Origin of the sequence: Acidaminobacter hydrogenoformans DSM 2784 (genome assembly GCF_900103005.1) — a bacterium.
GTDB lineage: Bacteria > Bacillota > Clostridia > Peptostreptococcales > Acidaminobacteraceae > Acidaminobacter > Acidaminobacter hydrogenoformans.
This window is the reverse complement of sequence record NZ_FMWL01000007.1, coordinates 1-21,557: the sequence shown is the minus strand read 5'-3', so window position 1 is coordinate 21,557 and position 21,557 is coordinate 1. Positions and strand designations below refer to the sequence as shown.

Sequence of the window (21,557 nt, the reverse complement as noted above, 5' to 3'; positions counted from 1 at the left end):
CTTATGGTAAAACAACTTTAAATGCGAAAGAAAATACGGCGAATATAAAGATTAGACTCAAACCTGTCCATAAGATATTCTTGATGAAATGCTTACGCATTAAATAGCACATCGATAACCAAAGAAACACAGGCGTAATTATGTAAAATCCAACATTAAATAACAGCGCTATACAATAAGACAGAATCAATAGCATCATGATCATTACATCTTTCGGAAACATATATGTCAACGATTTAGTTATTTTCTGAAGGAATGGTACGTTTGAGTTCTCTGAGTCAGATTTCATATCGAATACGATAATAAGTCCCGAAAAAATCATAATTAACAAGCTTACAAACAACGGTACTGCAGCATAGGAAGAAGCACCCGGAGACTTTTGATACATTAAAAAGGCTTGATAAGCAAAGAAAGCGCCAACGAGAAATAAGAATACTGGAAAACCCTTTTCTCCAGGATGAAACTCGGTAAATGTCTTGTTAGTGTCTTGATCCAGACCATAGGATTGATCCGCGAGATCCCTGTCGTCCGTCAAAGAAACAACTCTTTTCTTTTTGTTGTTGAATGTTTTATCCATAGCTTTGACCTCCAAATTAAGTATCATTGTGAAGCTGCTCCAAAATAATCTTTTCAGAGCAGCCCCACAACAGCTCTACAGCAAGATCAAAAGCGTTATTTTATACCAAGCTCTTCTGGCGATTTTGTAATTGCGCCTGCTTTGTACAATGCATCAGCTGTATTGACCTGCCAAGTTTTCAAAAACTCTTTTGCGCCGTCTCCTGTTAAGCCCATCGGATTGATATTGAATTGTTTAAGAACGTTCTGATAGGTTGGATCATTAAAGGCTGTTTCAAAAGCAGTTGCTAGTGTCTCTACGATGGCTGGGTCTGTTTCTGATTTTACAAATATGCCATAGAATGGACCCCAAGGAAGGTACTCTGAAAATGCTGGATACTCGTCGGTGATCAGCGGAATATCCGCAAGGACTTCTACTTTTTCAAGTGACAACATTGAAATATATTTCAAATCTCCAGCATTGTGTGCTTCGAGCGCTGATTGAACTTTTGCTATTGTAAAGTCGCATTCGCCAGTGATGACAGCAGTTCGTGCAGTTGCATCACTATCGTAAGGGACTTGCGTAAAAGTTGCACCCGTGATTGCTGTTAAGTAAGATGTGACCGTCCAAGGGAGGCCGCCGGCACCAGTTGTAGCAACTGTCAGCTCGCCAGGTTTTGCAAGCGCAGCATCAATGAGTTCAGTGACTGAATTGTACGCTGAGTTTTCTCCAACGACGACACCTACCGTTTCATCTCCTATGACAAAGACGGGTTCAAAATCTGCATAAGTTAAATCAATAATCTCAAGCATTGTGTAAAGTTGTGGGTTTTCCGCACCCATGAGAAGCGTATAACCATCTGCTGCAGCGTCATGAACATATTGTGTTGCAATAGATCCTGTTCCACCGGTTTTGTTTTCAACGACGATGCTTACACCCAGTTCTTTTTCTGCCAATGAAGCGAGTGGTCTCATAAGAGAATCCGTGCCGCCACCTGCACCCCACTGAACAATACCACTGATGTTCTTAGCAGGATATTCACCATTTGTTGACTGAGGTTGTTCCGCTTCTGGTGGTGTCTGTTCTGTTGGTTGAGGTTGACTGCATCCAAATAATGCGGTAGCGATCAAAACAAGAATCAGTGCGATGGACATGTGTTTCTTCATCAAATCATCTCCCCAAATTTTATTTTGTGTCTCATATGTATTGTGTAATCAAAATATACAGTAAATTCAGTGTTTTTACTAATGCCGTTATTTCATTTTTTTGTTCTAAAAAATTCATATATTCGGATTTTTCATTAGAATCTATCGATTTTGTTCATGATTCATTGACTTGAGCCAAGTGATCGTATAATCTTACTATAGGCAATCAAGACCTGAAATTATTGGACTTCATTGATCGGAGTGAAAACATGAACTTACATCAGCTTTATTATTTTAAGACCATCGCAGAACTGGAACACTACACCAAGGCCTCTGAAAAGCTCATGGTGACCCAATCCAGTTTAAGTCACTCGATTAGCGAACTTGAGAAAGAGTTGAACGTTAAGCTTTTTGAGCGAAATGGAAGAAATGTCATGTTGACAAAATACGGCGTATTTTTTCTTGAATACGTAAAAAAATCATTGAATATTCTTGAAGACGGTATGGCTAAACTCCAGGATTATGCCAACCCAGGTACAGGCGTTGTAAGGTTAACTTATGTCAGTTCACTTCACGACTTCATTCCCTATTTGATCACGCGTTATTATGAAAAAACCGGAAACATCATGACAAAGTTCCAGTTTTATCTTGGCAGCACTTATGAAATTGAGAAGCAAATAGAGAATGATGATGTTGACATTGGATTTTCTACACTATCTATTAACGAAAAACTTGCCTTTCATCACATTGGGGACCATGAGACTGTCTTAATTGTTTCAAAAGACCATCCTTTAGCAGTATTGGATACCGTTGACTTAACAGACATAACAGATGAAAAATTCATCACTTACAATTATCAATGTCAAATCAGGACATACATTGATGCGATTTTTGATAGTTTAAATATCCAACCTAATATTGTGTCCGAAGCGTTCCACGACAATATTATTTTTGGTTCAGTTGCAGCAGGATTTGGTATCGCACTAGTCCCTGAGCCCCTGAATTCAAAATATCCTAATATAAAAGTAATTCAAATAGAGAATGACCTTCCGTGCAGAGAATTACATCTTCTATGGCATAAGAGTCGGTACATGTCACCCGCCATCGAAAATTTCAAAAATTTTATAATTGAAAACGGGAAAATATTTGATGATTATAAAAGAGGCATCGAAGAGTCCTCTCAGATCCTCTTATGATTATTAAGATCTCAATTCAGCCCTAACGAAAAGAAGCCCTCACACTCGAAGGCTTCTTTTCGTTAGGGCGACTATGCAGCTTTTCTAATATCTCGCTTAGCTTTCCATCTTTTATAAGTTTCTGTTTGTGCGACAAACATAACCACAATCAAGGTAAAAAGGATCAAAGTAATTGGACTGGTAAAAACACTCCCAACCAGACCCAACACAGACTTTTTAAGCAAGATTCCTCGACGATAATTCTCTTCTAAAAGCTTTGTCAAAATTATTCCCAAAACGGCTGGTGCGACTGGATAATCAAATCTTTTCAGAAAATAGCCAAGTACGCCAAATCCCAACATCCAAAAGATATCATATAGGCTATTATTAATGGCGTATGAACCAACCACAGACAATATGATTATGATAGGAAGCAAGATGCCTTTTGGGATTTCAACGATTTTTGTAAATATTCTAATGCCCGTCAACCCGAAAAGCAACAAAGCAAAACTAGCAATGATTAAACAGCCCACTATCAAATAAAAAAGGTCAGGCGTATTTGTCATAAGGTTGGGACCAGGCCGCAAACCATGAATTGTCAATGCGCCAATCATGACTGCTGTCACGGCATCACCAGGTATGCCAAGTGTCAGCATTGGAATAAAGGCACCACCAATAGCGGCGTTATTCGCGGATTCAGGCGCGATAAGACCCTCAACAGCACCTTCACCAAAAGGTACCTCAGGGTTTTTAACTGTTCTCTTCGCCTGATCGTAGGTCAATAAAGCCGCAATGTCGCCCCCCGCTCCAGGCAAAGCTCCAACGAGGACCCCAACAATTGAAGATCTGATAGTGAGTGGCAGATATTTCTTGATAATTTCAAACGAAGGCACAATTTTATCTATTTTTTGCTTAACCGCTTCAATATCTTTAGTCGTTATTTGTACCAGCGCTTCAGCCACGCCAAACAGTCCAATCATTGCGACCACATAGTTGACACCCGGCAGCAAATAAGTGATCCCGAACGTAAATCTTGGTACAGCCGTCATGGTATCCATCCCAATGGTACCAAGCAGTACACCGAGTGCCGCTGTGACAAGCCCTCTGAAAATTGATTTGCTGCCGAGGCTGCCAACCATCATCATTCCCATCAGCCCCAACAGCAGATAATCCACAGATGAAAATTTTAATGCCAATTTAGAAACTGCAGGTGCAAAAAACGCTAATGCAAAGATTCCAATCAAAGTGCCAATAAAAGATTGCGTGGTCACAATGCCCATTGCCCTTCCAGCTTCACCTTTCAAAGCCATGGGATATCCATCCAAGGCTGTTGCAACTGCCGCTGGCGCTCCGGGGATATTCAACAATATTGCCGACCTGGATCCGCCATAAACAGCACCAACAAAAACACCAACCATCAAAGCCAACGCTGGATTCGTTTCCCATCCAAAAGTAAATGACACAAGAAGTGATACTGCCATTGTGCCAGACAAACCAGGTATGGCACCTATGTAAATTCCGGAAAAAACACCCACAGCAACCAGCGCAAAAAGAAACAGATCTGTAAAAGGTACTAATACATATTGGAGAACTTCCATCTTCTCCACCTCCTATGGCAATACAACTCTAAAAGCGAAAGAAAACACCATAAAGATAAACAAAAGACTCAATGCTGTCCAGAGAATATTCTTAACAAGATTTTTCCTCATCAAATAGCTCATTGACAGCCATAAAAAAACCGGCGTCACAAAGTAAAATCCCAGTTTATATCTCAAAGCAATACTGTACAGCAATATTAGCCCCATCATTACGAGCACATCTTTTTGAAATATGTAAGACAGTGATCGCTTCACTTTTTCGCCGGTTGGTTGATCATGGTTCACCGACTCAGCTTTATAGTCAAAAATAAAAATGAGTGCAGAAAATATCATAATCAATACACTCACAAAAAGAGGCACCGCTGCATAAGATGAAGCGCCTGGAGCCTTTTGATACATAAGAACGGATTGATATGTAAAAAAACTCCCAAAAATAAACAAAAACACTGCAAAGCCTTTTTCTCCAGGCTGGAATTTTGTTTGAGATTTGGAGGTATTGCTTTCTTCACGATCTTTTAATGTTTGTTTATCTATATTGTTAAGACCAGATTTTCCATTCATTTTCTTTTCCCCCACAGCACAATAGATGAATGAAGCTGTCCCGCATAGAGAACAGCTTCATTTTATCATTCTTATTGGATGCCCAGCTCTACCGGTGATTTTGTTATGGCGCCGGCTTTATACAACGCATTCGCTGTATTAACCTGCCAAGTTTTTAAGAATTCCTTCGCTGGTTCACCTGTTAACCCCATTGGATTAATATTGAATTGGCTAAGCACTTGTTGATAAGATGGATCGTTGAACGCTTTCCCGAAAGCTTCTGACAGGATTTGAACAATTGCAGGGTCAGTATCTGCTTTTACAAAGATCCCGTAAAACGGCCCCCACGGGAGGTATTCCGCGAATTCAGGATAAGCTTCTGTTATAAGCGGAATCTCTGACAGTGCTTCAACTTGATCAAGCGCCAGCATTGAAATGTACTTCAAATCACCTGCCTTGTGAGCTTCAAGTGCAGATTGAACTTTCGCGATTGTGAAGTCGCATTCACCTGTGATTACCGCAGTTCTTGCCGTAGCATCACTGTCGTATGGAACTTGCGTAAAAGTAGCGCCAGTTATTGCAGTCAGATATGAAGTGACCGTCCAAGGCAGTCCTCCGGCACCAGTCGTCGCGACCGTAAGTTCTCCTGGTTTCGCGTGTGCTGCATCAATTAATTCAGTTATAGATGTATATCCAGAATCTTTCCCTACCACAACACCTACAGTTTCGTCTCCAATGACAAACACCGGCTCAAAATCAGCATAGGTAAGGTTAATGATCTCGAGCATGGTATAAAGTTGCGGATTTTCGGCACCCATGAGCAGCGTATATCCATCTGAAGGCGCATCATACACATATTGTGTCGCGATTGAACCTGTCCCACCTGTTTTGTTTTCAACGACAATGCTCACGCCTAATTCTTTTTCTGCTATGGATGCAAGCGGTCTCATCAGCGAGTCGGTACCACCGCCTGCCCCCCATTGAACGATTCCACTTAGGTTCTTCTCTGGATAAGCAGTTTCATCTGCAGGTGTTGGCTGGTCTGAAGGAGGTTGCTCGGTTGGACTGCTGCAGCCTGTTAATAATGAACCCATTAAAAACATGATTATGAATAACGGCAAAATCTTTTTCATCAATTCTTCCCCCTTCATAGTTAATGCTCAAAATAGCGTTTCAATAACTACCAAGAGCACCCACATGACGAAACATTATGCATTTGTATAGAATTTGTTTTCATCGTACCACCGTCCTACTAATGTGTCAATATTCACAAATTTTTGAGTTGTCATTGAAAATAGGTCGCTACGCATTTGTAATCTTTCCCTCAAACAACTGTCACTTTCTCACATAGGCGTTCTAAGAAAATTTACATTGTCAATTTAACCCGCCCCTTGAACCGCCCCAAATTTCCAGCTATACTTAGCATGACATAACCCTGCCACACCGACAACTGGTGCACTGCTCAACTTACAGGAGGTCTATTCCATGAAAATCGCTTTACCTTCCCGCCAAAATAAGATCGACAACCATTTTGGCCATTGCGAGTACTTCACCGTTTATACGGTCAGCCCGGAAAACAGAACCATCACCAATGAAGAGACTGTTGCCTCCCCTGCCGGCTGCGGCTGCAAATCCAACATTGCGGATACCTTGGCAGAAAAAGGTGTTAAACTCATGCTGGCTGGCAACATGGGACCAGGCGCTGTCAGAGTCCTGAATACTGCCGGCATAGAAGTCATCCGCGGCTGCTCAGGAGAAATCAAAGTCGTCGCCGAGAGCTGGTTGAACGGAACGCTCACAGACTCCGGCGAGGCTTGCAACGCCCACGAGCATGGATGCCACAATCACAGCTGACAAAATGACAAAAACCCTCACTTCTGCAATTAAATGCAGTTGTGAGGGTTTTGTTTTTTCCAGTTATCCAGCCGCCAAGACCTTAACGGCCTTTATGCTTCCTCATTCATTTTAAAGGCTTTCAATTCAATAACACGCCTGACATCCAGCCGCATCAGCTGTTCGACAATCTCCAGGCTGACCGCTTCCACAGTCTTGTGATCCGTGTCGATGACCAAGTCCGCAGCACCTTCATAAAGCGACAGCCGCGACGCCATCATGGACTCAATCTTCGCCACAGACATATCATCCTTTAACAGCGGTCTTGTCCCTTCCTTGGAGATACGCTCGTAAACGACTTCCGGGCTCGCTTTCAGCCAAATGAGAACGCCGTTTTTCTTCATGTTCTCCACGTTGCGGTCATCCAGCACAATGCCCCCACCGCCACAGAACACTATGATGTTGTTGTACTGGGCAAGCTCTTCAACTGTTTTGCGCTCAAGCGCCCTGAAATGGGCCTCCCCATGCTCCTTGAAAATTTGGCTGATCGACATATGGGCCCGGTCCTCAATGACCTTGTCCACATCAATCTGATCCATGGCCAGGAGCCTTGACAATTCTTTCCCTACAGTCGTTTTGCCGCTCCCCATGAAGCCCACCAGGGAAATATGAAACGGGAACAGCTTTCTGGACTGAATGCGCCTGCAGCTTCGCAGGACATGAGTGTGAATGCCTTTGATCTCCTCTCTGAACTCGGGATTTTCGACGTAATTCCCAATCTTCTGGATGACTTCCCGCTCCCGTTCTCTGCTGAAGATTGGCACGGCAAGCTCCTTTTTCACCATCATGATTTCCAGGATGATTTCCATGCGCTTCTCCAGGGTCTGCGCCACCTGCCTGTCGCAGGCGTCGACCTTAGCCCGCAGTTCTTCCAATCTGTTCATACGTTTCACTCCCTTCTTCAGCATGGCCGCAATAGAAGGCTTCTTTCAGCTGCTCTATCTTCCCGCCTTGCCTCTCATTAAGTCCCTGGCACTCGCCAGATCTTCTTCATCAATCACGACATCTTCTTTGCCGATGGTCTTCCAATCAAACACCCCCACCAAATCCGCCGCTCTGACAGGCTCAAGCACTTTGGTAAAGCCCGCCCGAAACCCCAGGTAGCCAATAAGTTGTTCAGGTGTCCAGCCACTGGCCATCATAGCACCAAGATCCATGGATTTCTGGCGCTTGGACAAGCGGTGACCCTGCGCATCCACAAGCAGCGGCACGTGACCATAGGCCGGTCTTGGGTAGCCAAGCAGATCCATCAAGTACAGCTGGACTGCAGTTGAATCCAACAGATCAGAGCCCCTGACCACCTGAGTGACGCCCATAGCACCATCATCCACAACCACGGCCAGGGGATAGGCAAACACACCGTCCGAGCGCCGCAGAACCACATGATCCCGTGCCATATCGAGCTGGTGCCGTTGTTCACCATAATTCAAATCTGTGAAGACAATCTCTTCATGTTCATTATTAAGCCGCCAGGTATGCCGCCTCGTCTGAAGCGCCACCTGGCGCTGGCTTTCAGGCATCAGCAGACAGGGATCCTCCGGAATTCCAGTCGTTTCACCTCTGTGCGGTGCGCTGGCTGCAGTGCGTTCCTCACGACTGCAAAAGCAAGGGTAGGCACGGCCACATTCGACCAGCTTTTCGAATGCGGATTGGTATAGATTTTGACGCTCATTTTGTATGTATGGACCATAATCACCGCCGGCATCTGGTCCTTCGTCCCAATCCAGCCCCAACCAAATCAGGTCTTTCATCAATTGATCCCCAAAGGATTTCTTTGATCTGTCCGGATCCAGGTCCTCCATTCTAAGGATCATAGTCCCGCCTTCTGAACGTGTGGACAGCCAGGCCAGCAGCGCCGCCCAAATATTTCCAAAATGCATTCGCCCTGTAGGACTTGGCGCAAAACGGCCTACAGGCAATGACCGCTTATACATACTCATCCCACCTTTTGTCAGTAAGCCAGCAGTCAAAATGCGCTTCCCGTCTTATCTCCCTTAGACACCAGGCCGGATTCTACAAATCATATACGACCCTTTCAATCGTGCCGCTCCAGTACTCAAAATCACCTTCCGGGAGGTTCCAAACCGCACGGACGGTGGACGGAAAACGGACGCCGTCTTTTTCTATGTAATTCTCTGAATAGGCCGTCCAGCGGCGGCGTTCATTTCCGCCCTTGGGATTGGCATAATACCGGTCTTCCGAGACAAAGGACGTGACCTCACCCTGGGCATTAAAACTGAAAACCCCTTCTGCTGTCAATCCTTGATCTGTCAGACGTGCCTTTATGGAAAGTGAATCCCTTGACTCCAGCGTCATACCAGGCAACATTAGAATTCCAGGGATCAAAAAGGCTTCCGCCAGCACTGTTACAACTCCGGATTTTGCAATTTCTTCTGACTGATCGTCAAACACTGTCGCAAGACCCGCTATTTTACCAAGCATGTGCCCTCGACCTTGAGCGTATAAGTCCCTGCCTTCAAAAGGCAGGACACCAAACATTTTCGCAGACATAAAGGCGATCCTCGCCGTTGGAGATGCGGTATTGCACTGTTTCGTTTTAATTGCCATCCAGGGTTTATCAGGTCCAAGTTTGATCCGGCTTTCTTTCCAGATCACTTCGGCGACTTTAGGAAGTGGCCTTTCGTTGAAGCCTGCCATTTCCAGGTAGCTTCTGACCAGCTCAGGCAGATCCGGGAGCCGTGCAATTTCGGTTCCCGGCATTCCCGGTCCAAGCGGCCTTGTGCTTTTCTTTACCAATGCCTCAGACTGATGAACCGCCTCAATAAACTGACGTTTTTCATCCTGGTACAGCTGGTACATCCTGCTCATGAATTCCACCCTCAGTTTGACGTTTTCTCCTAATTTCGAATCAGGATATATGCCATGTACCCAAGATACATCAACATAAACGCTCCGCCTTCAGCCCGTGTAATTTTTGAGTGGGTATGGGAAAAGATAAATAAAATGATCGTGGAAAGGATCATAAACAGAGCGTCCATCAAAATAACGCTGTCGACAACTATAGGCCGGATTGAGGCAGCGATTCCCAAGACAAAGAAGAGGTTGAAAATGTTGCTGCCTATAATATTGCCAACGGCAATCTCACTCTTATTCTTCATGGCTGCTGTCACAGAGGTGATCAGCTCCGGCAGGGATGTACCCACCGCCACAATAGTGAGGCCTACCAAGGTTTCACTCATGCCCAGTGACATAGCGATCACAATGGCGTTCTTAACGACAAGATCCCCTCCAAAGATAATGGCAGCGAGACCACCCACTGTATAGAGCACATATTTGACCACGTTCACCGGTGCCGGATCCAGGTCGTCCAACTCAAATTTTTCACGACTGTTTTTCGCCACTTCAAAAATGTAATAGAGGAAAATCGCAAAATAAGTCAGCAAAATCAAGCCGTCCCCTCTGGACAGCAGCGCGTCTGACTGGATCAGGTATTTGTCAGCGATCAGTATAAACAAGACAACGCTTCCAAGCAGCGCAAATGGGATTTCCTTGATAACGGTCTGTCTTTCTACAACCAAAGGCTGAATCAATGCCGTGATGCCAAGGATAAACACGACGTTAACCAAGTTGCTGCCGACGACGTTGCCTACGGCCAGGTTACCGGTGCCGTTGATGGCTGCCGTAATACTGACCGCGGCTTCCGGGGCGCTGGTGCCAAAGGCAACTATGGTCAGACCAATCAGAAGTGGCGGAATCCTAAGAACCGTCGCGATCTCTGAAGCGCCTTCGACAAAAAAGTCTGCGCCTTTAACTAAAATCAAAAAACCAATAAGAAGCAATACATAAGCCATAAACGTTCTCCAATCATCGTAAATTTCAAGCTCCATCATACCATAATTTTCATTAATTTGAATAAACAATTCCGTGACAAAAGACCCTTCTCACTATTCTAAAAAAAACATTTGGTTGGGGACAGTCCCCAACCAAATGTTCCCACCAAACATCTTAAACAAAAAAAGCGCCAACAAACCTTAAGTTTGCCGGCGCCAGTTTATCCTACTTGTGCTTCACTTATTATGCTTCGCCCTGATCCAACAGGTTTACAGCATCCCCAATTGATATTTGACCACTTCTGATGACCTCCGCGAATGCAGACATAGTCGTCAGCGGACAGACACTTTTCTGCTGAAAAAGTACACATTCGAAAAAACAATGCTTTCCAACTTCTCTGAGCTCAATCACTGCCTCGCCCACTGCAAGCTGGTCTCCGGGTTTTAAGTTCGCGTAATCCAGCCCTGTCGTAATCAGGTTCGCGGCGTATTTTTTCAGACAAAGGCCTGCGCCTTTCAGCGGCTCCAGGGAGTTCAGCGCCTCAGAGGCCATGAGGCTGACCTGTCTGGTGCCGCCTATATGGTAATTGCCCTCAAGCCCTTCCCCTTTAATCAGCATCCCTGACGCCTGCCGGATCATAGGTGTTCCTTTTGAAGCTTTGAATTGAATGCCGCTGAGTTCCAAAGCCCTCACCCCTACTCCGCTTCCAGGACGAAATCCCCTGACTTCCCGCCGGACTTCTGCACAAGCTTAATTTCGTCAATGACCATGGTCCGGTCCATGGCCTTGACCATGTCGTATATAGTCAGGGCTGCTGTTGTCACCGCGGTCAGCGCTTCCATTTCCACACCGGTTCTGCCTACAGTCCTGGCAACCGCCTCAATTTCAATGGCAGCCGCCGCCTCATCCGGCGTAAAGGTCAAATCGACACCCGTGAGAAAAATGGGATGGCACATGGGTACCAGGTCTGACGTTCGCTTTGCTCCCATAACGCCAGCCACCTGTGCTACCGCGAGGACATCACCCTTCTTGACCCCGCCGTTCATGATGCGGTCAAAGGTCTCGGGCAACATCTTGATTCGGCCTCTGGCCGTGGCAATCCGAAGGGTCTCGCCTTTTTCCCCAACGTCGACCATTTTTGCACGGCCACTCTCATTGATGTGTGTCAGCATTACACCGCCCTCTTCTCTATGCTCTCTACTCAATCGTGATCACCTCGCCGCAGTTTTCAACGCCATAGCCGCCCAGTGCCAGCACTTTATTCTTGAAAGCCTCAGAGCGAAGCGCTTCTATAGCACGCTTAACCGGTAAAGCCTGAATATGTGACTCTGCCACGAGAAAATCGTAAGCTTCATCTCCTACCGGTATAAAATCAAGGCCTGTCAGCGCTGCCGCCGAGCGCACTCCAAGACCCACATCAGCGGTTCCTGAAGCTACCGCGGAGGCCACCGCCATATGCGTCGTCATCTCCCGGTCATAGCCCTGAATGCCCTCTGAGTCCATATTCCTGATCTTGAGATTATGATCCAAAAGCAGCCGCGTGCCTGAGCCTCGCTGGCGGTTGACAAATCGTATATCCACCCGGGTCAAGTCCTCAAGGCCCTGAACGCCTTTGGGATTCCCTTTTGGCAGCATAAGTCCCTGGGTTCGCTTGACACCTCGAATCAGATAGCCTTTAAATGTCGGAAAGAGCTTTTTGACGTAAGACATATTGTATTGCCCCGCTGTTTCATCCAGGAGATGAATGGGCGCCATATGGGCTTCGCCTTTAACTATGGCCATGACGCCGCCAAGGCTGCCCACATGGGCACTCGAAAGCCCGGAATCTGGCCACTTGGTGTGAATCTGATCTGCCAGCAGATCAATGACCAGATCGTGACTCCCTATGACGACCACGGTGTTTTCAATTTCTTCAATTGGCCTGAGAAGCCTAACCGGCACCTTCGTCCCCGCCTCAAAGCCCTCACTGCTTTGAGGAATTTCAAGCAGGCCGTCTGCCCGCACCAGGGACATGGTCACACCAGCCCCACGGTTTAGCGGCGTCGCGATCAGCTTGTCACCCACCTTACCCAGCTTGACCCGGACCACCTCAAGGTTTTTGAGGGATGAGACCAGACGCCTGGAAAGGACAGCTTCTGCTGTAGGCCTTTGAAGCGGCCGCTGATGCTGCATGGTATAAAGCAGTGGTTTGACTATAGTATCGAAGACCACCCACGAGGAGACCGGATAGCCTGGCAGCCCAATGACTGGCGCATGGCCAATTTTTCCAAGAATTGCTGGTTTTCCGGGCTTTAGGGCTATGCCATGGACATAGACTTCGCCCAGCTCTGCAACAATTCGGGACGTGAAGTCCTCCGTCCCTGCAGAGGAGCCTGCGACTATAATGACCATATCGCTGGACTCAGCGGCCTTTTTAACCGTCTCGACAAGCAGCGGATAATCATCTGCCACCGGTGCCAAACGGATGGGCTCCCCACCGCACTGGATCACTGTGCCTTCGAAGACCCTGGAATTGGATTCAATAATTTTCCCCATTTCCATAGGTGTCCCAGGCTCTATGATTTCTGTGCCGGTTGGCAATATTGCGACCCTGGGCTTCTTCAAGACCTTCACCGCGTTGACGCCACCGCTGAGAAGCGCCCCTAAATCAATGGGCGTAATCCTATGGTACGCAGGCAGTATGAGCTCTCCGGCAACAATATCCTCACCCACAGGGCGCACGTTCTCCCAAGGTGAGACGGCTGCCCGAATCTCTACCTGTTCCTCACTCAAATCAACGAGGTCTTCTACCATGATGACGGCATCCCATGGATCGAGAATGGGATCCCCCGTGTCCACTATGATGTAATCCTTGCCTTTAGTGAGCACGACAGGTCTTCTCTCGCTGGCTTCATAGGTTGACGCCGCGTTCACCGCGATTCCATCCATGGCACTGGCGTTGAACCAGGGCGCTGACAGGGAAGCGAAAACCGGTTCCGCCGTCACTCGGCCAAGGGCCTCTACCGTTTGAAGCACTTCGTCTTCAAGGGAAATTTCGCCCCTCGCGCAGGCCGATGTATAAAGTTCAATGGCCTCGTTCAGCGCCATATTGCTGAGATAAATATTGCGATCGTGCTTCATCACTGACACCTCCGGGAAAATTTGCTAAAACAGAATGACCTGAACAGTTTGATTTTGAAGGATCCCTTCCTGGGCCGGCTCGATTTGAATGTACCCATCTGCCCGGCTCATCAGCGAGATCATGCCAGACTTGCCATGCACAGGCACCGCGAAAAGCTCCCCGGATCTCATCTCCAGCGCAACCATTTGAAAAGTCGTTCTTCCTGGCGCTGCGTGGATCTTAGAAGAAGCGGCCGCTAAAACCGAACGGGTGCTGAGGCTGGGGGACAGTGCGGCTTCCTGGTTGGTGGTGGCTTGCGATACCATCGGCAAAGCATTTGCCCCTGTCAGTTTTTGAAGAAGCGGCTCCACCACCGCCTTGAAGATCATCATGGCTGAGGCCGGCTGCCCCGGAAGGCCAAAGACAGAAACTCTTCCAATTCTTGCCACAACCGTTGGTTTTCCTGGCTTTATGGCCAGACCATGCGCCAAAATTTCCGAATCTTCAAAGGCCTGTATAACGCGCTGGGTATAGTCCTTTTCCCCCACCGAGCTGCCGCCGGACAGCAGCACGAGATCGCTGTCGGTGATGGCCTCTGCGACAGCTGCTTTCAACGCGTCAAAATCGTCTTTAACGAGGCTCGCCCTGCGGACGCGACCCCCGGCAGCTTCGACCAGACCCGTGATGGTGTAGCTGTTGATGTCTCTGATTTGACCTGCCGCGGGCTTTTCATGGATTGGGACGATTTCATCCCCCGTTGAGAGCACACTGACCTGAAGCGGCGCGAAGACTGTCACACTGTTCACGCCAAGGGCTGAAAGCACGCCAAGCTCCTGAGGCCTCAGCCGGGTGCCACCCCTGAGAACGGTCTCACCTACGGTGATGTCGTCCCCCTTGGACATAACATTTTCCAGTGGTGCCGATGGTCTATGCACCGCAATCTGTCCCGCTCCAAAGGGCTCGGTATACTCTATCATAACGACGGCGTCCGCCCCTTCCGGCAGCGCCCCGCCGGTAGGCACATAGACCGCCTCGCCGGCTCTGACAGCGTGCGCTGCGGGATGCCCCATCTCAACTGCGCCCACGACGCTGAGAAATCCCGGAATGCTTTCGCTTGCGCCAAAGGTGTCTTTAGCCCTGACCGCATAGCCGTCTACGACGGATCTTGAGAAATGGGGCACATCCTCCGCCGCAGTCAGGTCATCAGCCAAAATTCTGCCCAGTGCCTGATTCAAAGGCAGCGTTTCTGTTGGAAGAAGGCTGCTTATAAATGTGTCCTCCAACCTTTTCGTGATTTCAGTCAACGTCAGTACATTGAAAAGATCCAAAAGTGATCACCTCATGATTTGTAGTGGGACGTGCGGCGGAGCGGCTTCAATCTTCCCATCTTCGAGCCACAGCAGTTCTTTGCAGCATCTTTGTGCCTGTTCCGCGCTATGGGTAATAAAAATTACAGTCGCGTTTGTCTCCTCATGATACTGCAGCATTCTGGATTCAAACAGCGCGTTGGCTTGTTTATCCAGACTGGCAGCAGGCTCGTCCATGAGAAGAAGCTTTGGCTTGAAAACCAGGGCTCTGGCAAAGGCGACCTTTTGGGCTTCTCCCCCGGACAGGGTCGTTGCTTTTCGGTCTGCGAGCTCGGGAATCTCCATGCGCTCGAGCGCCTGCTGAATCCTAATCTCGCGTTCTTTCGTCCCAATGCCCCGCACTTCAAGTGGCCAGGCAATATTTTCCTTTACAGTCGCATTCATCATATAAGCCTTTTGGCTTAAATAGGTTATGTCTTTAAACAGACCTTTATGCCAAGGGATCCCGTCATATAGAAACCCGCCATGATCCGGCCGGCCCAGTCCCGCCACCATTTTCAGCAAGGTGGTCTTGCCGGCGCCGTTGGGTCCCATCAGACCATAAAGTCCCCCGGAAGGCAGTCTGAGATTTTCAATATCAAATAAATGGCGCTTTCCATAACGCTTCTGAACTTTTTCCATTATGAGTTCCATCAGATTTCCTCCCCGGCGGCGTGATAGACAAAGGCATTAGCCAGGAAAGCGAGCGCGAGCAGTACAATAGCCATGGCAATAGACTGGGCATAATTGCCCATGCTGTTGTTCATGGCAATATAGGTCGTCATGACCCGTGTATGGCCTTTGATGTTGCCCCCAACTATCATAACGGCACCCACCTCGGAAACCGCCCGGCCAAAACCTGTCACATAAGCCGCGAGAAGCTCCACTCTCAATTCTTTTATGAAAAGCTTAAGCAGGTCAAGCGGACCGCCACCCAAAGTTTTTCCGAGCTCGTATACCTCACGGCCACGTTTTACCGCTACATTGAAGACGATACCTGTCACAATTGGTGTGACGAGTATGACCTGCGCAATGATCATAGCCGTCGGTGTGAAAATGAGCTCCAGCGTTCCAAGCGGGCCACGCCGGGACAGGGCCAGAGCGACTAAAAGTCCCACGACAACTGGAGGCAGCCCCATCATTGTATAAAGTACTCTTGCAAACAGCCGCTTACCTCTAAAGGACTTGAGCCCTGTATAGATTCCGGACACTGTTCCCAGAACCCCTGCGATCAGTGCTGACAGCGTTGAAACAATCAGCGACAGGCCTATGACACCATAAACCTCTGGATCAAAGGACGCCAGCAGTTGAAAAGCCTGCACAAATCCGTCCGCTATATAATCCAATCTGCTCGCCTCCCTTTTGGATCTTTTACTAACACATTGGAGAATGTTTGATTAAATCACTTATGAAGCCTGCCCAGGGCTCAATCTGCCAACGAAAGCGTTTGAGCCCCCAAGCAGTCAACTTCTAAATCCATTTTAATACAGCAGCGGTTCACAGTTTTTTTACTCAGCGTCTGGAAAAAAGAGCGGCGCGCCAAACTTCTCAACGCCAAATTCACTGATCAGAGTCTGCGTTTCATCAGAAACAATCCAGTCGACAAAGGCCTGAGCAGCTTCAGCGTTAATCTGGTCATTCTTGTCCGGATTGACAGCTATGACGCCATATGGATTTAATAAACCATCAAGGCCTTCCGTCACGATTTCCAGTTCAAGATTGTCTTTCATGCTGAGATAAGTCGCGCGGTCCGTCATAGTATAAGCCTGGAGCTCAGAGGTCATTTGGAGGACATCTCCCATGCCTTTGCCGGCAGAGATGTACGAATCGCCTTCCGGTGTCATTTCGACCAGCTTCCAAAGGCTGTTTTCTTTTTTGTGGGTTCCGGAATCATCACCCCTGGATACAAACGAACCGCCGTTATCCATGATTTGCTTGAGCGCCTCGCCGGCATTTGCAAAAGACGCCGCCTTGAGACCGGCTGGATCCGCTGGAGGTCCTACAATGACAAAATCATTGTACATAACAGAAAAACGCTGGATACCGTGACCCTCAGCGACGAATTTCTCCTCGTCTGCTTTGGCATGGACCAGAAGGACGTCTGCTTCACCATCTACACCCATTTGAATTGCAGCGCCCGAACCTACAGCGACAACTTTAACTTCCGCGCCTGTCTTCGCTTCAAAATCCGGAAGGATAAAGTCGAGAAGGCCGCTGTCTTGTGTGCTGGTCGTAGTGGAAAGAATGAGGGTTTGACCCTCAAGAGAAGGAAGTGTTGCTTCTGCAGGTGTCTCAGCAGGGGTTTCCGCTGGTGTCTCAGCAGGCGTTTCTGCCGGGGCTGGCTGGCTGCAGCCAGCGGCGAACACCATCATAGTGATCAGCACTGCCAGCATCCAACGGGTTAAAGATTTTTTTGATTTTGAGTTAATTGTTGATTTCATAACGTTGCCTCCTTAGATTTTGGGGATAAAAAAACATCCTCAAAAAAAGGACGCCCTAAATGAGACATTTTAAGCAATTCAGTACTTATGACGCGTACTGCCACCATAGGTTTTTTAAAGAAGAAAGCGCTTGCGCTCTATGTAAACCCTTGTGCCTAAAATGATTCTATGGGGCTTTTTCCTTTCCTCAAGTGGGAGGCCGCAGGATTTCTCCTGTGACCCGGCGGCTGAACACCATGACGCAAGGTGCGTGTTAGGTCTTTCAGCTCGAAAAAAGCACTGATGAAATTGTGAACCGCTGAGTTAAGTATAACATGCTGTAAATTTAGTCACAATGTGAATTTCACTGAAAAACAAGGAATTCAGGTTGTTTGGGGGTGGAGATGCGTTTGGGTTGGGGGGCCTCTTGAGACCATCGGCAAAGCACCGGAGAATACTGCTTTGGACCAAGGTTGTTTATTTTTTAATTTTCCAAGAGAATTTTGTGATATAATACAATGTTGTATAAAGAAAACTCAACTCACCAACAAAATACGAAATGAGGAAGATGCATTGTGATCACGGTATCCAACGTCAGTTTGCGCTTCGGCGAACGCAAGCTTTTTGAAGATGTCAACTTAAAATTTATCCCGGGAAACTGCTACGGGGTCATAGGCGCGAACGGTGCAGGAAAAAGTACCTTCTTGAAAATTTTGTCCGGCGACCTGGAACCCAATACGGGCGAAGTCATTGTCGCATCTGGGACGCGTTTGTCTGTCCTGAAGCAGGACCACTTTGAATTCGAACAAAACGAAGTCATGGAGACCGTCATTTTGGGCAATCCACGCCTCAGCGAGGTTATGAAAGAAAAAGACGCGGTTTACATGAAAGAAGACTTTTCTGATGAGGACGGCATGCGTGCCGCCGAGCTCGAGCATGAATTCGCTGAAATGGGCGGCTGGGAGGCTGAAGCTGAAGCTTCTGCCCTGCTTCAGGGCCTTGGCATCACGACAGATATGCACGCAAAAAAAATGTCCGAGCTCATGGGCTCGGAAAAAGTTAAAGTTTTACTGGCGCAGGCTTTGTTTGGTAAGCCTGGGGTCCTGATTCTGGACGAGCCTACGAACAACCTCGACATTCAGTCCATCAACTGGCTGGAGGATTTTCTGATTGATTTTGAAGGCACTGTCATAGTCGTCTCCCATGACCGGCACTTCCTGAACAAGGTATGTACCCATGTCACGGACGTCGACTTTGGAAAGATCAAAATGTTCGTTGGGAACTACGACTTCTGGTACGAGTCCAGCCAGCTGGCACTGCAGATGTCAAAGGATCAAAACCGCAAGAAGGAAGAAAAAATCAAGCAGCTTCAGGAATTTATTGCCCGGTTCAGCGCGAACGCTTCAAAATCAAAGCAGGCGACTTCCAGGAAAAAGCTTCTCGATAAAATTTCGCTGGATGACATTCAGCCTTCCACAAGGCGCTATCCGTTTGTAGGCTTCAAGCCGGACCGCGAGGTTGGCAATGACATCCTGATTGTTGAAAATTTGACCAAGTCTATTGATGGCGAACTGATGTTTAAAGATGTCACCTTTTCAGTCCGTAAAGGCGACAAAATTGCGTTTGTTGGAGACAACGAGCTGGTGAACACGGTGCTTTTCAAAGTGCTCATGGGCGAGCTGGAGCCTGACGCTGGCACTGTCAAGTGGGGTGTCACAATCACCAAATCTTATTTCCCCAAAGACAACTCTGAATTCTTTAACGACGTGGACCTCAACCTGGTCGACTGGCTGAGACAATATTCTGTGGAGAAGGACGCGACGTATATCCGCGGCTTCCTTGGCCGCATGCTCTTCTCCGGCGAGGAAGCGCTTAAATCCGCTACAGTCCTTTCCGGCGGGGAGCGGGTCCGCTGTATGCTTTCAAGGATGATGATGTCCGGGGCCAACGTCCTGGTCCTCGATCAGCCTACAAATCACCTTGACCTGGAATCTATCACCGCGTTGAATAATGGTCTTGGCGCATACAGCAGCAATATCCTGCTGTCCTCACACGACCACGAGCTCATCCAGACGGTGGCCAACCGAATCATTGAGCTCTCTCCAGCAGGTATGGTCGACAAGCTGATGACGTTCGACGAATATCTCGAAAGCAAAGGAAAATAATTCTACTATAGGAAGCGGTGTCAGTAAGCTTTAACAGTGAGCTTAAGCTTGGGCACCCGCTTCTTTTTTTTGTTTTGCCTGTGTTAGCAATCTTTAGTACCTGTGCCACGGCCAAACTGTTATAATTAAACTATCTCTGGACATGGAGGGGTTGCAGTGAACCAAACGAGACTAAACGCAGTGACAAATCAGATGCGAAAGCAACACATGGCACAGCTGATTGTATCTGACCCAGCGTCAATTTATTATCTCACCGGCGAATGGATTCACCCTGGAGAGCGGCTGCTCGTTCTTTATCTAAATTTAAATGGCGCCAAAATCTTACTGCTGAACGCGCTATTTCCGCTGGCTTTACAGACAGACTCCGGGCTCACGCTTAAATACTTCAAAGACACGGAGGACGGCGTTTCGATCTTGGCCGAGCTCATGGCAGATGAAGGCGACATAGGTGTCGACAAAAACTGGCCAGCCCGTTTTTTGCTGCCACTGATGGAAAAGCTGCCTCACGCTTCATTTATCAATGGCTCGTTTACCATTGATTCGATCCGGATGGTCAAAGATCAGGCGGAGCAGCATCTTATGAGAAAAGCCTCCGCGCTGAATGATCAAGCAATGCAGCTGCTTCAGGAGGCGGTCTCTCATGACGCCACAGAGCTTGAGCTTAGCGCCGTCTTGAAGGAAGCTTATCGCAGCTTAGGCGCAGACGACCTGTCCTTCACACCTATCATAGCCTTTGGCGCCAACGCCGCCCTTCCCCATCATGATACAGGCTCCACCCGGTTAAAGCCTGGGGATGCCATTATTTGCGACATTGGCTGCGTTAAGGAGGACTATTGTTCTGACATGACCCGTACATTTTTCTACAAAACGGTTTCTGACAAGGCCCGGGAAGTTTACGAGCTCGTTCGAAAGGCTAACTTGGCAGCCATAGAGGAAGTGCGCCCAGGTGCTCGCTTTTGCGACATTGATGCCGCCGCCCGAAAAATTATTGAAGAGGGAGGCTATGGGCCTTACTTCACACACCGCACAGGCCACGCCATTGGCCTTGAGGTTCACGAGTTTGGCGACGTCTCCTCAGGCAACACCGCCCGCCTTGAGCCAGGCATGATCTTTTCCATTGAACCCGGTATCTATCTTGACACTGAATTTGGCGTCCGAATCGAGGATCTCGTCCTCGTCACGGATACTGGCTGTGAAGTCCTTAATCACTTCACCAAGGATCTTGTGGTCATAGGATAACCAGGCACTGCCAGTAAGTAAGACAAGCTTCGCACACACTTTCCTTCAGGAGGACGACGACATGACAAAACTTAAATTTTACGCGCCGCTGCTTGCAGGCATTGCCCTGATCATTTTTGGTATCATCTACCTCTTCCAAGGCTCGTATATTAAAGCAGGCGCTGGAATTTTGGTCGGCTTCACCCTCGCATCTCCATTTTTTTTCGCGCGCCGGCGCTAAGTCAAAGCTTTGGGATATAGAATACTATTCAAAAAGGAGTTGTTGCGAAACTATAACATTTAGTTTCACAGCAACTCTTTTTTTACGCCAATTGGAATTACTGACTTTCAATAATTTTGCTTATTGACAAACCATCCATGAGATCTTGAATTATAGGGTCGACAATAAAGCCTATTCACCGTATTTTTAAATATCTGGTCTAAGCTGCTTTTTTGTACTCGATAATGCCGGTTTGGTTGTTTTGGATTTTGCTATGAAGCTTATTCAGATTTATTGCCATAGCAACCATCATCATATCCGCCACTATTTTTTTCATACCCCTACGACGAAACCGATCATAAGCGAGACCATCTTTAACCTTTGAAAAA

General features: G+C 47.6%; 22 protein-coding genes and 1 riboswitch. Of the genes, 5 read left to right on the top strand and 17 right to left on the bottom strand.

Annotated elements, in window-relative coordinates; all coding sequences use genetic code 11:
• Position 1: 1 nt before the first annotated feature.
• Entirely contained in the window at positions 2–577 is a 576-nt protein-coding gene (locus tag BLP63_RS08355; RefSeq protein ID WP_170829369.1) for a tripartite tricarboxylate transporter TctB family protein, read from the bottom strand.
• Positions 578–672: 95 nt separating this feature from the next.
• Entirely contained in the window at positions 673–1,722 is a 1,050-nt protein-coding gene (locus BLP63_RS08350) for a Bug family tripartite tricarboxylate transporter substrate binding protein (RefSeq protein WP_092590476.1), read from the bottom strand.
• 248 nt (positions 1,723–1,970) lie between these two features.
• Between BLP63_RS08350 and BLP63_RS08345 the strand changes: the two genes are divergently transcribed.
• Positions 1,971–2,897 (top strand): LysR family transcriptional regulator, encoded by a 927-nt coding sequence (locus tag BLP63_RS08345; RefSeq protein WP_092590474.1) that lies wholly within the window; start codon positions 1,971–1,973, stop codon positions 2,895–2,897.
• A gap of 71 nt (positions 2,898–2,968) precedes the next feature.
• Here the strand turns inward: BLP63_RS08345 and BLP63_RS08340 are convergent, their stop codons facing one another.
• The 3 genes from BLP63_RS08340 to BLP63_RS08330 form a co-directional block, all read right to left on the bottom strand.
• Positions 2,969–4,474 (bottom strand): tripartite tricarboxylate transporter permease, encoded by a 1,506-nt coding sequence (locus tag BLP63_RS08340; RefSeq protein WP_092590472.1) that lies wholly within the window; start codon positions 4,472–4,474, stop codon positions 2,969–2,971.
• A gap of 12 nt (positions 4,475–4,486) precedes the next feature.
• Positions 4,487–5,035: a tripartite tricarboxylate transporter TctB family protein gene (locus tag BLP63_RS08335; protein ID WP_092590470.1), complete on the bottom strand. Its 549-nt coding sequence runs from the start codon at positions 5,033–5,035 to the stop codon at positions 4,487–4,489.
• Between the two features lie 71 nt (positions 5,036–5,106).
• Complete coding sequence (locus BLP63_RS08330; protein WP_170829368.1) at positions 5,107–6,147, bottom strand: tripartite tricarboxylate transporter substrate-binding protein; 1,041 nt, start codon at positions 6,145–6,147, stop codon at positions 5,107–5,109.
• A 352-nt stretch (positions 6,148–6,499) separates the two neighbouring features.
• Here BLP63_RS08330 and BLP63_RS08325 point away from each other — a divergent pair, with 352 nt between their 5' ends.
• Positions 6,500–6,868, top strand: coding sequence for a NifB/NifX family molybdenum-iron cluster-binding protein (locus tag BLP63_RS08325; RefSeq protein WP_092590466.1), 369 nt, complete (start codon positions 6,500–6,502; stop codon positions 6,866–6,868).
• A 92-nt stretch (positions 6,869–6,960) separates the two neighbouring features.
• On the opposite strand, the gene BLP63_RS08320 is transcribed toward BLP63_RS08325, so the two are convergent.
• The 11 genes from BLP63_RS08320 to BLP63_RS08270 all read right to left on the bottom strand — a co-directional run bounded on the left by BLP63_RS08320 (position 6,961) and on the right by BLP63_RS08270 (position 17,586).
• Positions 6,961–7,791: a shikimate kinase gene (locus BLP63_RS08320; protein ID WP_170829367.1), complete on the bottom strand. Its 831-nt coding sequence runs from the start codon at positions 7,789–7,791 to the stop codon at positions 6,961–6,963.
• Between the two features lie 54 nt (positions 7,792–7,845).
• Complete coding sequence (gluQRS, locus tag BLP63_RS08315) at positions 7,846–8,841, bottom strand: tRNA glutamyl-Q(34) synthetase GluQRS (RefSeq protein ID WP_092590462.1); 996 nt, start codon at positions 8,839–8,841, stop codon at positions 7,846–7,848.
• Positions 8,842–8,920: 79 nt separating this feature from the next.
• The gene (locus tag BLP63_RS08310; RefSeq protein WP_092590460.1) at positions 8,921–9,736 is read right to left on the bottom strand and encodes a DUF6544 family protein; all 816 of its coding nucleotides are present in this window, start codon (positions 9,734–9,736) and stop codon (positions 8,921–8,923) included.
• A 29-nt stretch (positions 9,737–9,765) separates the two neighbouring features.
• Positions 9,766–10,719 (bottom strand): calcium/sodium antiporter, encoded by a 954-nt coding sequence (locus BLP63_RS08305; RefSeq protein WP_092590702.1) that lies wholly within the window; start codon positions 10,717–10,719, stop codon positions 9,766–9,768.
• Between the two features lie 223 nt (positions 10,720–10,942).
• Complete coding sequence (locus BLP63_RS08300; protein WP_092590458.1) at positions 10,943–11,383, bottom strand: MOSC domain-containing protein; 441 nt, start codon at positions 11,381–11,383, stop codon at positions 10,943–10,945.
• 11 nt (positions 11,384–11,394) lie between these two features.
• Positions 11,395–11,871, bottom strand: coding sequence for a cyclic pyranopterin monophosphate synthase MoaC (gene moaC, locus BLP63_RS08295; protein ID WP_092590457.1), 477 nt, complete (start codon positions 11,869–11,871; stop codon positions 11,395–11,397).
• 25 nt (positions 11,872–11,896) lie between these two features.
• A complete protein-coding gene (locus BLP63_RS08290) occupies positions 11,897–13,819 on the bottom strand; it encodes a molybdopterin biosynthesis protein (RefSeq protein ID WP_092590455.1) in 1,923 nt (640 codons plus the stop codon).
• Positions 13,820–13,843: 24 nt separating this feature from the next.
• Complete coding sequence (locus BLP63_RS08285) at positions 13,844–15,127, bottom strand: molybdopterin molybdotransferase MoeA (RefSeq protein WP_092590454.1); 1,284 nt, start codon at positions 15,125–15,127, stop codon at positions 13,844–13,846.
• A 6-nt stretch (positions 15,128–15,133) separates the two neighbouring features.
• The gene (locus tag BLP63_RS08280; RefSeq protein ID WP_092590453.1) at positions 15,134–15,799 is read right to left on the bottom strand and encodes an ATP-binding cassette domain-containing protein; all 666 of its coding nucleotides are present in this window, start codon (positions 15,797–15,799) and stop codon (positions 15,134–15,136) included.
• The gene (locus BLP63_RS08275; protein ID WP_092590452.1) at positions 15,799–16,491 is read right to left on the bottom strand and encodes an ABC transporter permease; all 693 of its coding nucleotides are present in this window, start codon (positions 16,489–16,491) and stop codon (positions 15,799–15,801) included. Before BLP63_RS08275 ends, BLP63_RS08280 begins: the two co-directional genes overlap by 1 nt.
• Before the next feature lie 162 nt (positions 16,492–16,653).
• Positions 16,654–17,586, bottom strand: a complete 933-nt coding sequence (locus BLP63_RS08270) for a substrate-binding domain-containing protein (protein ID WP_242870846.1) — start codon at positions 17,584–17,586, stop codon at positions 16,654–16,656.
• A 162-nt stretch (positions 17,587–17,748) separates the two neighbouring features.
• Positions 17,749–17,871: riboswitch (molybdenum cofactor riboswitch) on the bottom strand.
• 269 nt (positions 17,872–18,140) lie between these two features.
• Here BLP63_RS08270 and BLP63_RS08265 point away from each other — a divergent pair.
• From BLP63_RS08265 to BLP63_RS16845, 3 genes are all read left to right on the top strand, one after another.
• A complete protein-coding gene (locus BLP63_RS08265; protein ID WP_092590451.1) occupies positions 18,141–19,730 on the top strand; it encodes an ABC-F family ATP-binding cassette domain-containing protein in 1,590 nt (529 codons plus the stop codon).
• 156 nt (positions 19,731–19,886) lie between these two features.
• Complete coding sequence (locus tag BLP63_RS08260) at positions 19,887–20,969, top strand: M24 family metallopeptidase (protein WP_092590450.1); 1,083 nt, start codon at positions 19,887–19,889, stop codon at positions 20,967–20,969.
• Between the two features lie 61 nt (positions 20,970–21,030).
• Positions 21,031–21,189 (top strand): hypothetical protein, encoded by a 159-nt coding sequence (locus BLP63_RS16845; RefSeq protein WP_170829366.1) that lies wholly within the window; start codon positions 21,031–21,033, stop codon positions 21,187–21,189.
• Positions 21,190–21,388: 199 nt separating this feature from the next.
• Here the strand turns inward: BLP63_RS16845 and BLP63_RS17335 are convergent.
• Positions 21,389–21,557, bottom strand: a 169-nt coding sequence (locus BLP63_RS17335) for a transposase (RefSeq protein WP_170829365.1), incomplete at its 5' end; no start/stop codon positions are given.

Bases quoted from the DNA above. Each gene is read 5' to 3' on its own strand.
- BLP63_RS08355 (WP_170829369.1), bottom strand. From the start codon at position 577: ATGGATAAAACATTCAACAACAAAAAGAAAAGAGTTGTTTCTTTGACG.
- BLP63_RS08350 (WP_092590476.1), bottom strand. From the start codon at position 1,722: ATGAAGAAACACATGTCCATCGCACTGATTCTTGTTTTGATCGCTACC.
- BLP63_RS08345 (WP_092590474.1), top strand. From the start codon at position 1,971: ATGAACTTACATCAGCTTTATTATTTTAAGACCATCGCAGAACTGGAA.
- BLP63_RS08340 (WP_092590472.1), bottom strand. From the start codon at position 4,474: ATGGAAGTTCTCCAATATGTATTAGTACCTTTTACAGATCTGTTTCTT.
- BLP63_RS08335 (WP_092590470.1), bottom strand. From the start codon at position 5,035: ATGAATGGAAAATCTGGTCTTAACAATATAGATAAACAAACATTAAAA.
- BLP63_RS08330 (WP_170829368.1), bottom strand. From the start codon at position 6,147: ATGAAAAAGATTTTGCCGTTATTCATAATCATGTTTTTAATGGGTTCA.
- BLP63_RS08325 (WP_092590466.1), top strand. From the start codon at position 6,500: ATGAAAATCGCTTTACCTTCCCGCCAAAATAAGATCGACAACCATTTT.
- BLP63_RS08320 (WP_170829367.1), bottom strand. From the start codon at position 7,791: ATGAACAGATTGGAAGAACTGCGGGCTAAGGTCGACGCCTGCGACAGG.
- gluQRS (WP_092590462.1), bottom strand. From the start codon at position 8,841: ATGTATAAGCGGTCATTGCCTGTAGGCCGTTTTGCGCCAAGTCCTACA.
- BLP63_RS08310 (WP_092590460.1), bottom strand. From the start codon at position 9,736: ATGAGCAGGATGTACCAGCTGTACCAGGATGAAAAACGTCAGTTTATT.
- BLP63_RS08305 (WP_092590702.1), bottom strand. From the start codon at position 10,719: ATGGCTTATGTATTGCTTCTTATTGGTTTTTTGATTTTAGTTAAAGGC.
- moaC (WP_092590457.1), bottom strand. From the start codon at position 11,871: ATGCTGACACACATCAATGAGAGTGGCCGTGCAAAAATGGTCGACGTT.
- BLP63_RS08290 (WP_092590455.1), bottom strand. From the start codon at position 13,819: ATGAAGCACGATCGCAATATTTATCTCAGCAATATGGCGCTGAACGAG.
- BLP63_RS08280 (WP_092590453.1), bottom strand. From the start codon at position 15,799: ATGGAACTCATAATGGAAAAAGTTCAGAAGCGTTATGGAAAGCGCCAT.
- BLP63_RS08270 (WP_242870846.1), bottom strand. From the start codon at position 17,586: ATGAAATCAACAATTAACTCAAAATCAAAAAAATCTTTAACCCGTTGG.
- BLP63_RS16845 (WP_170829366.1), top strand. From the start codon at position 21,031: ATGACAAAACTTAAATTTTACGCGCCGCTGCTTGCAGGCATTGCCCTG.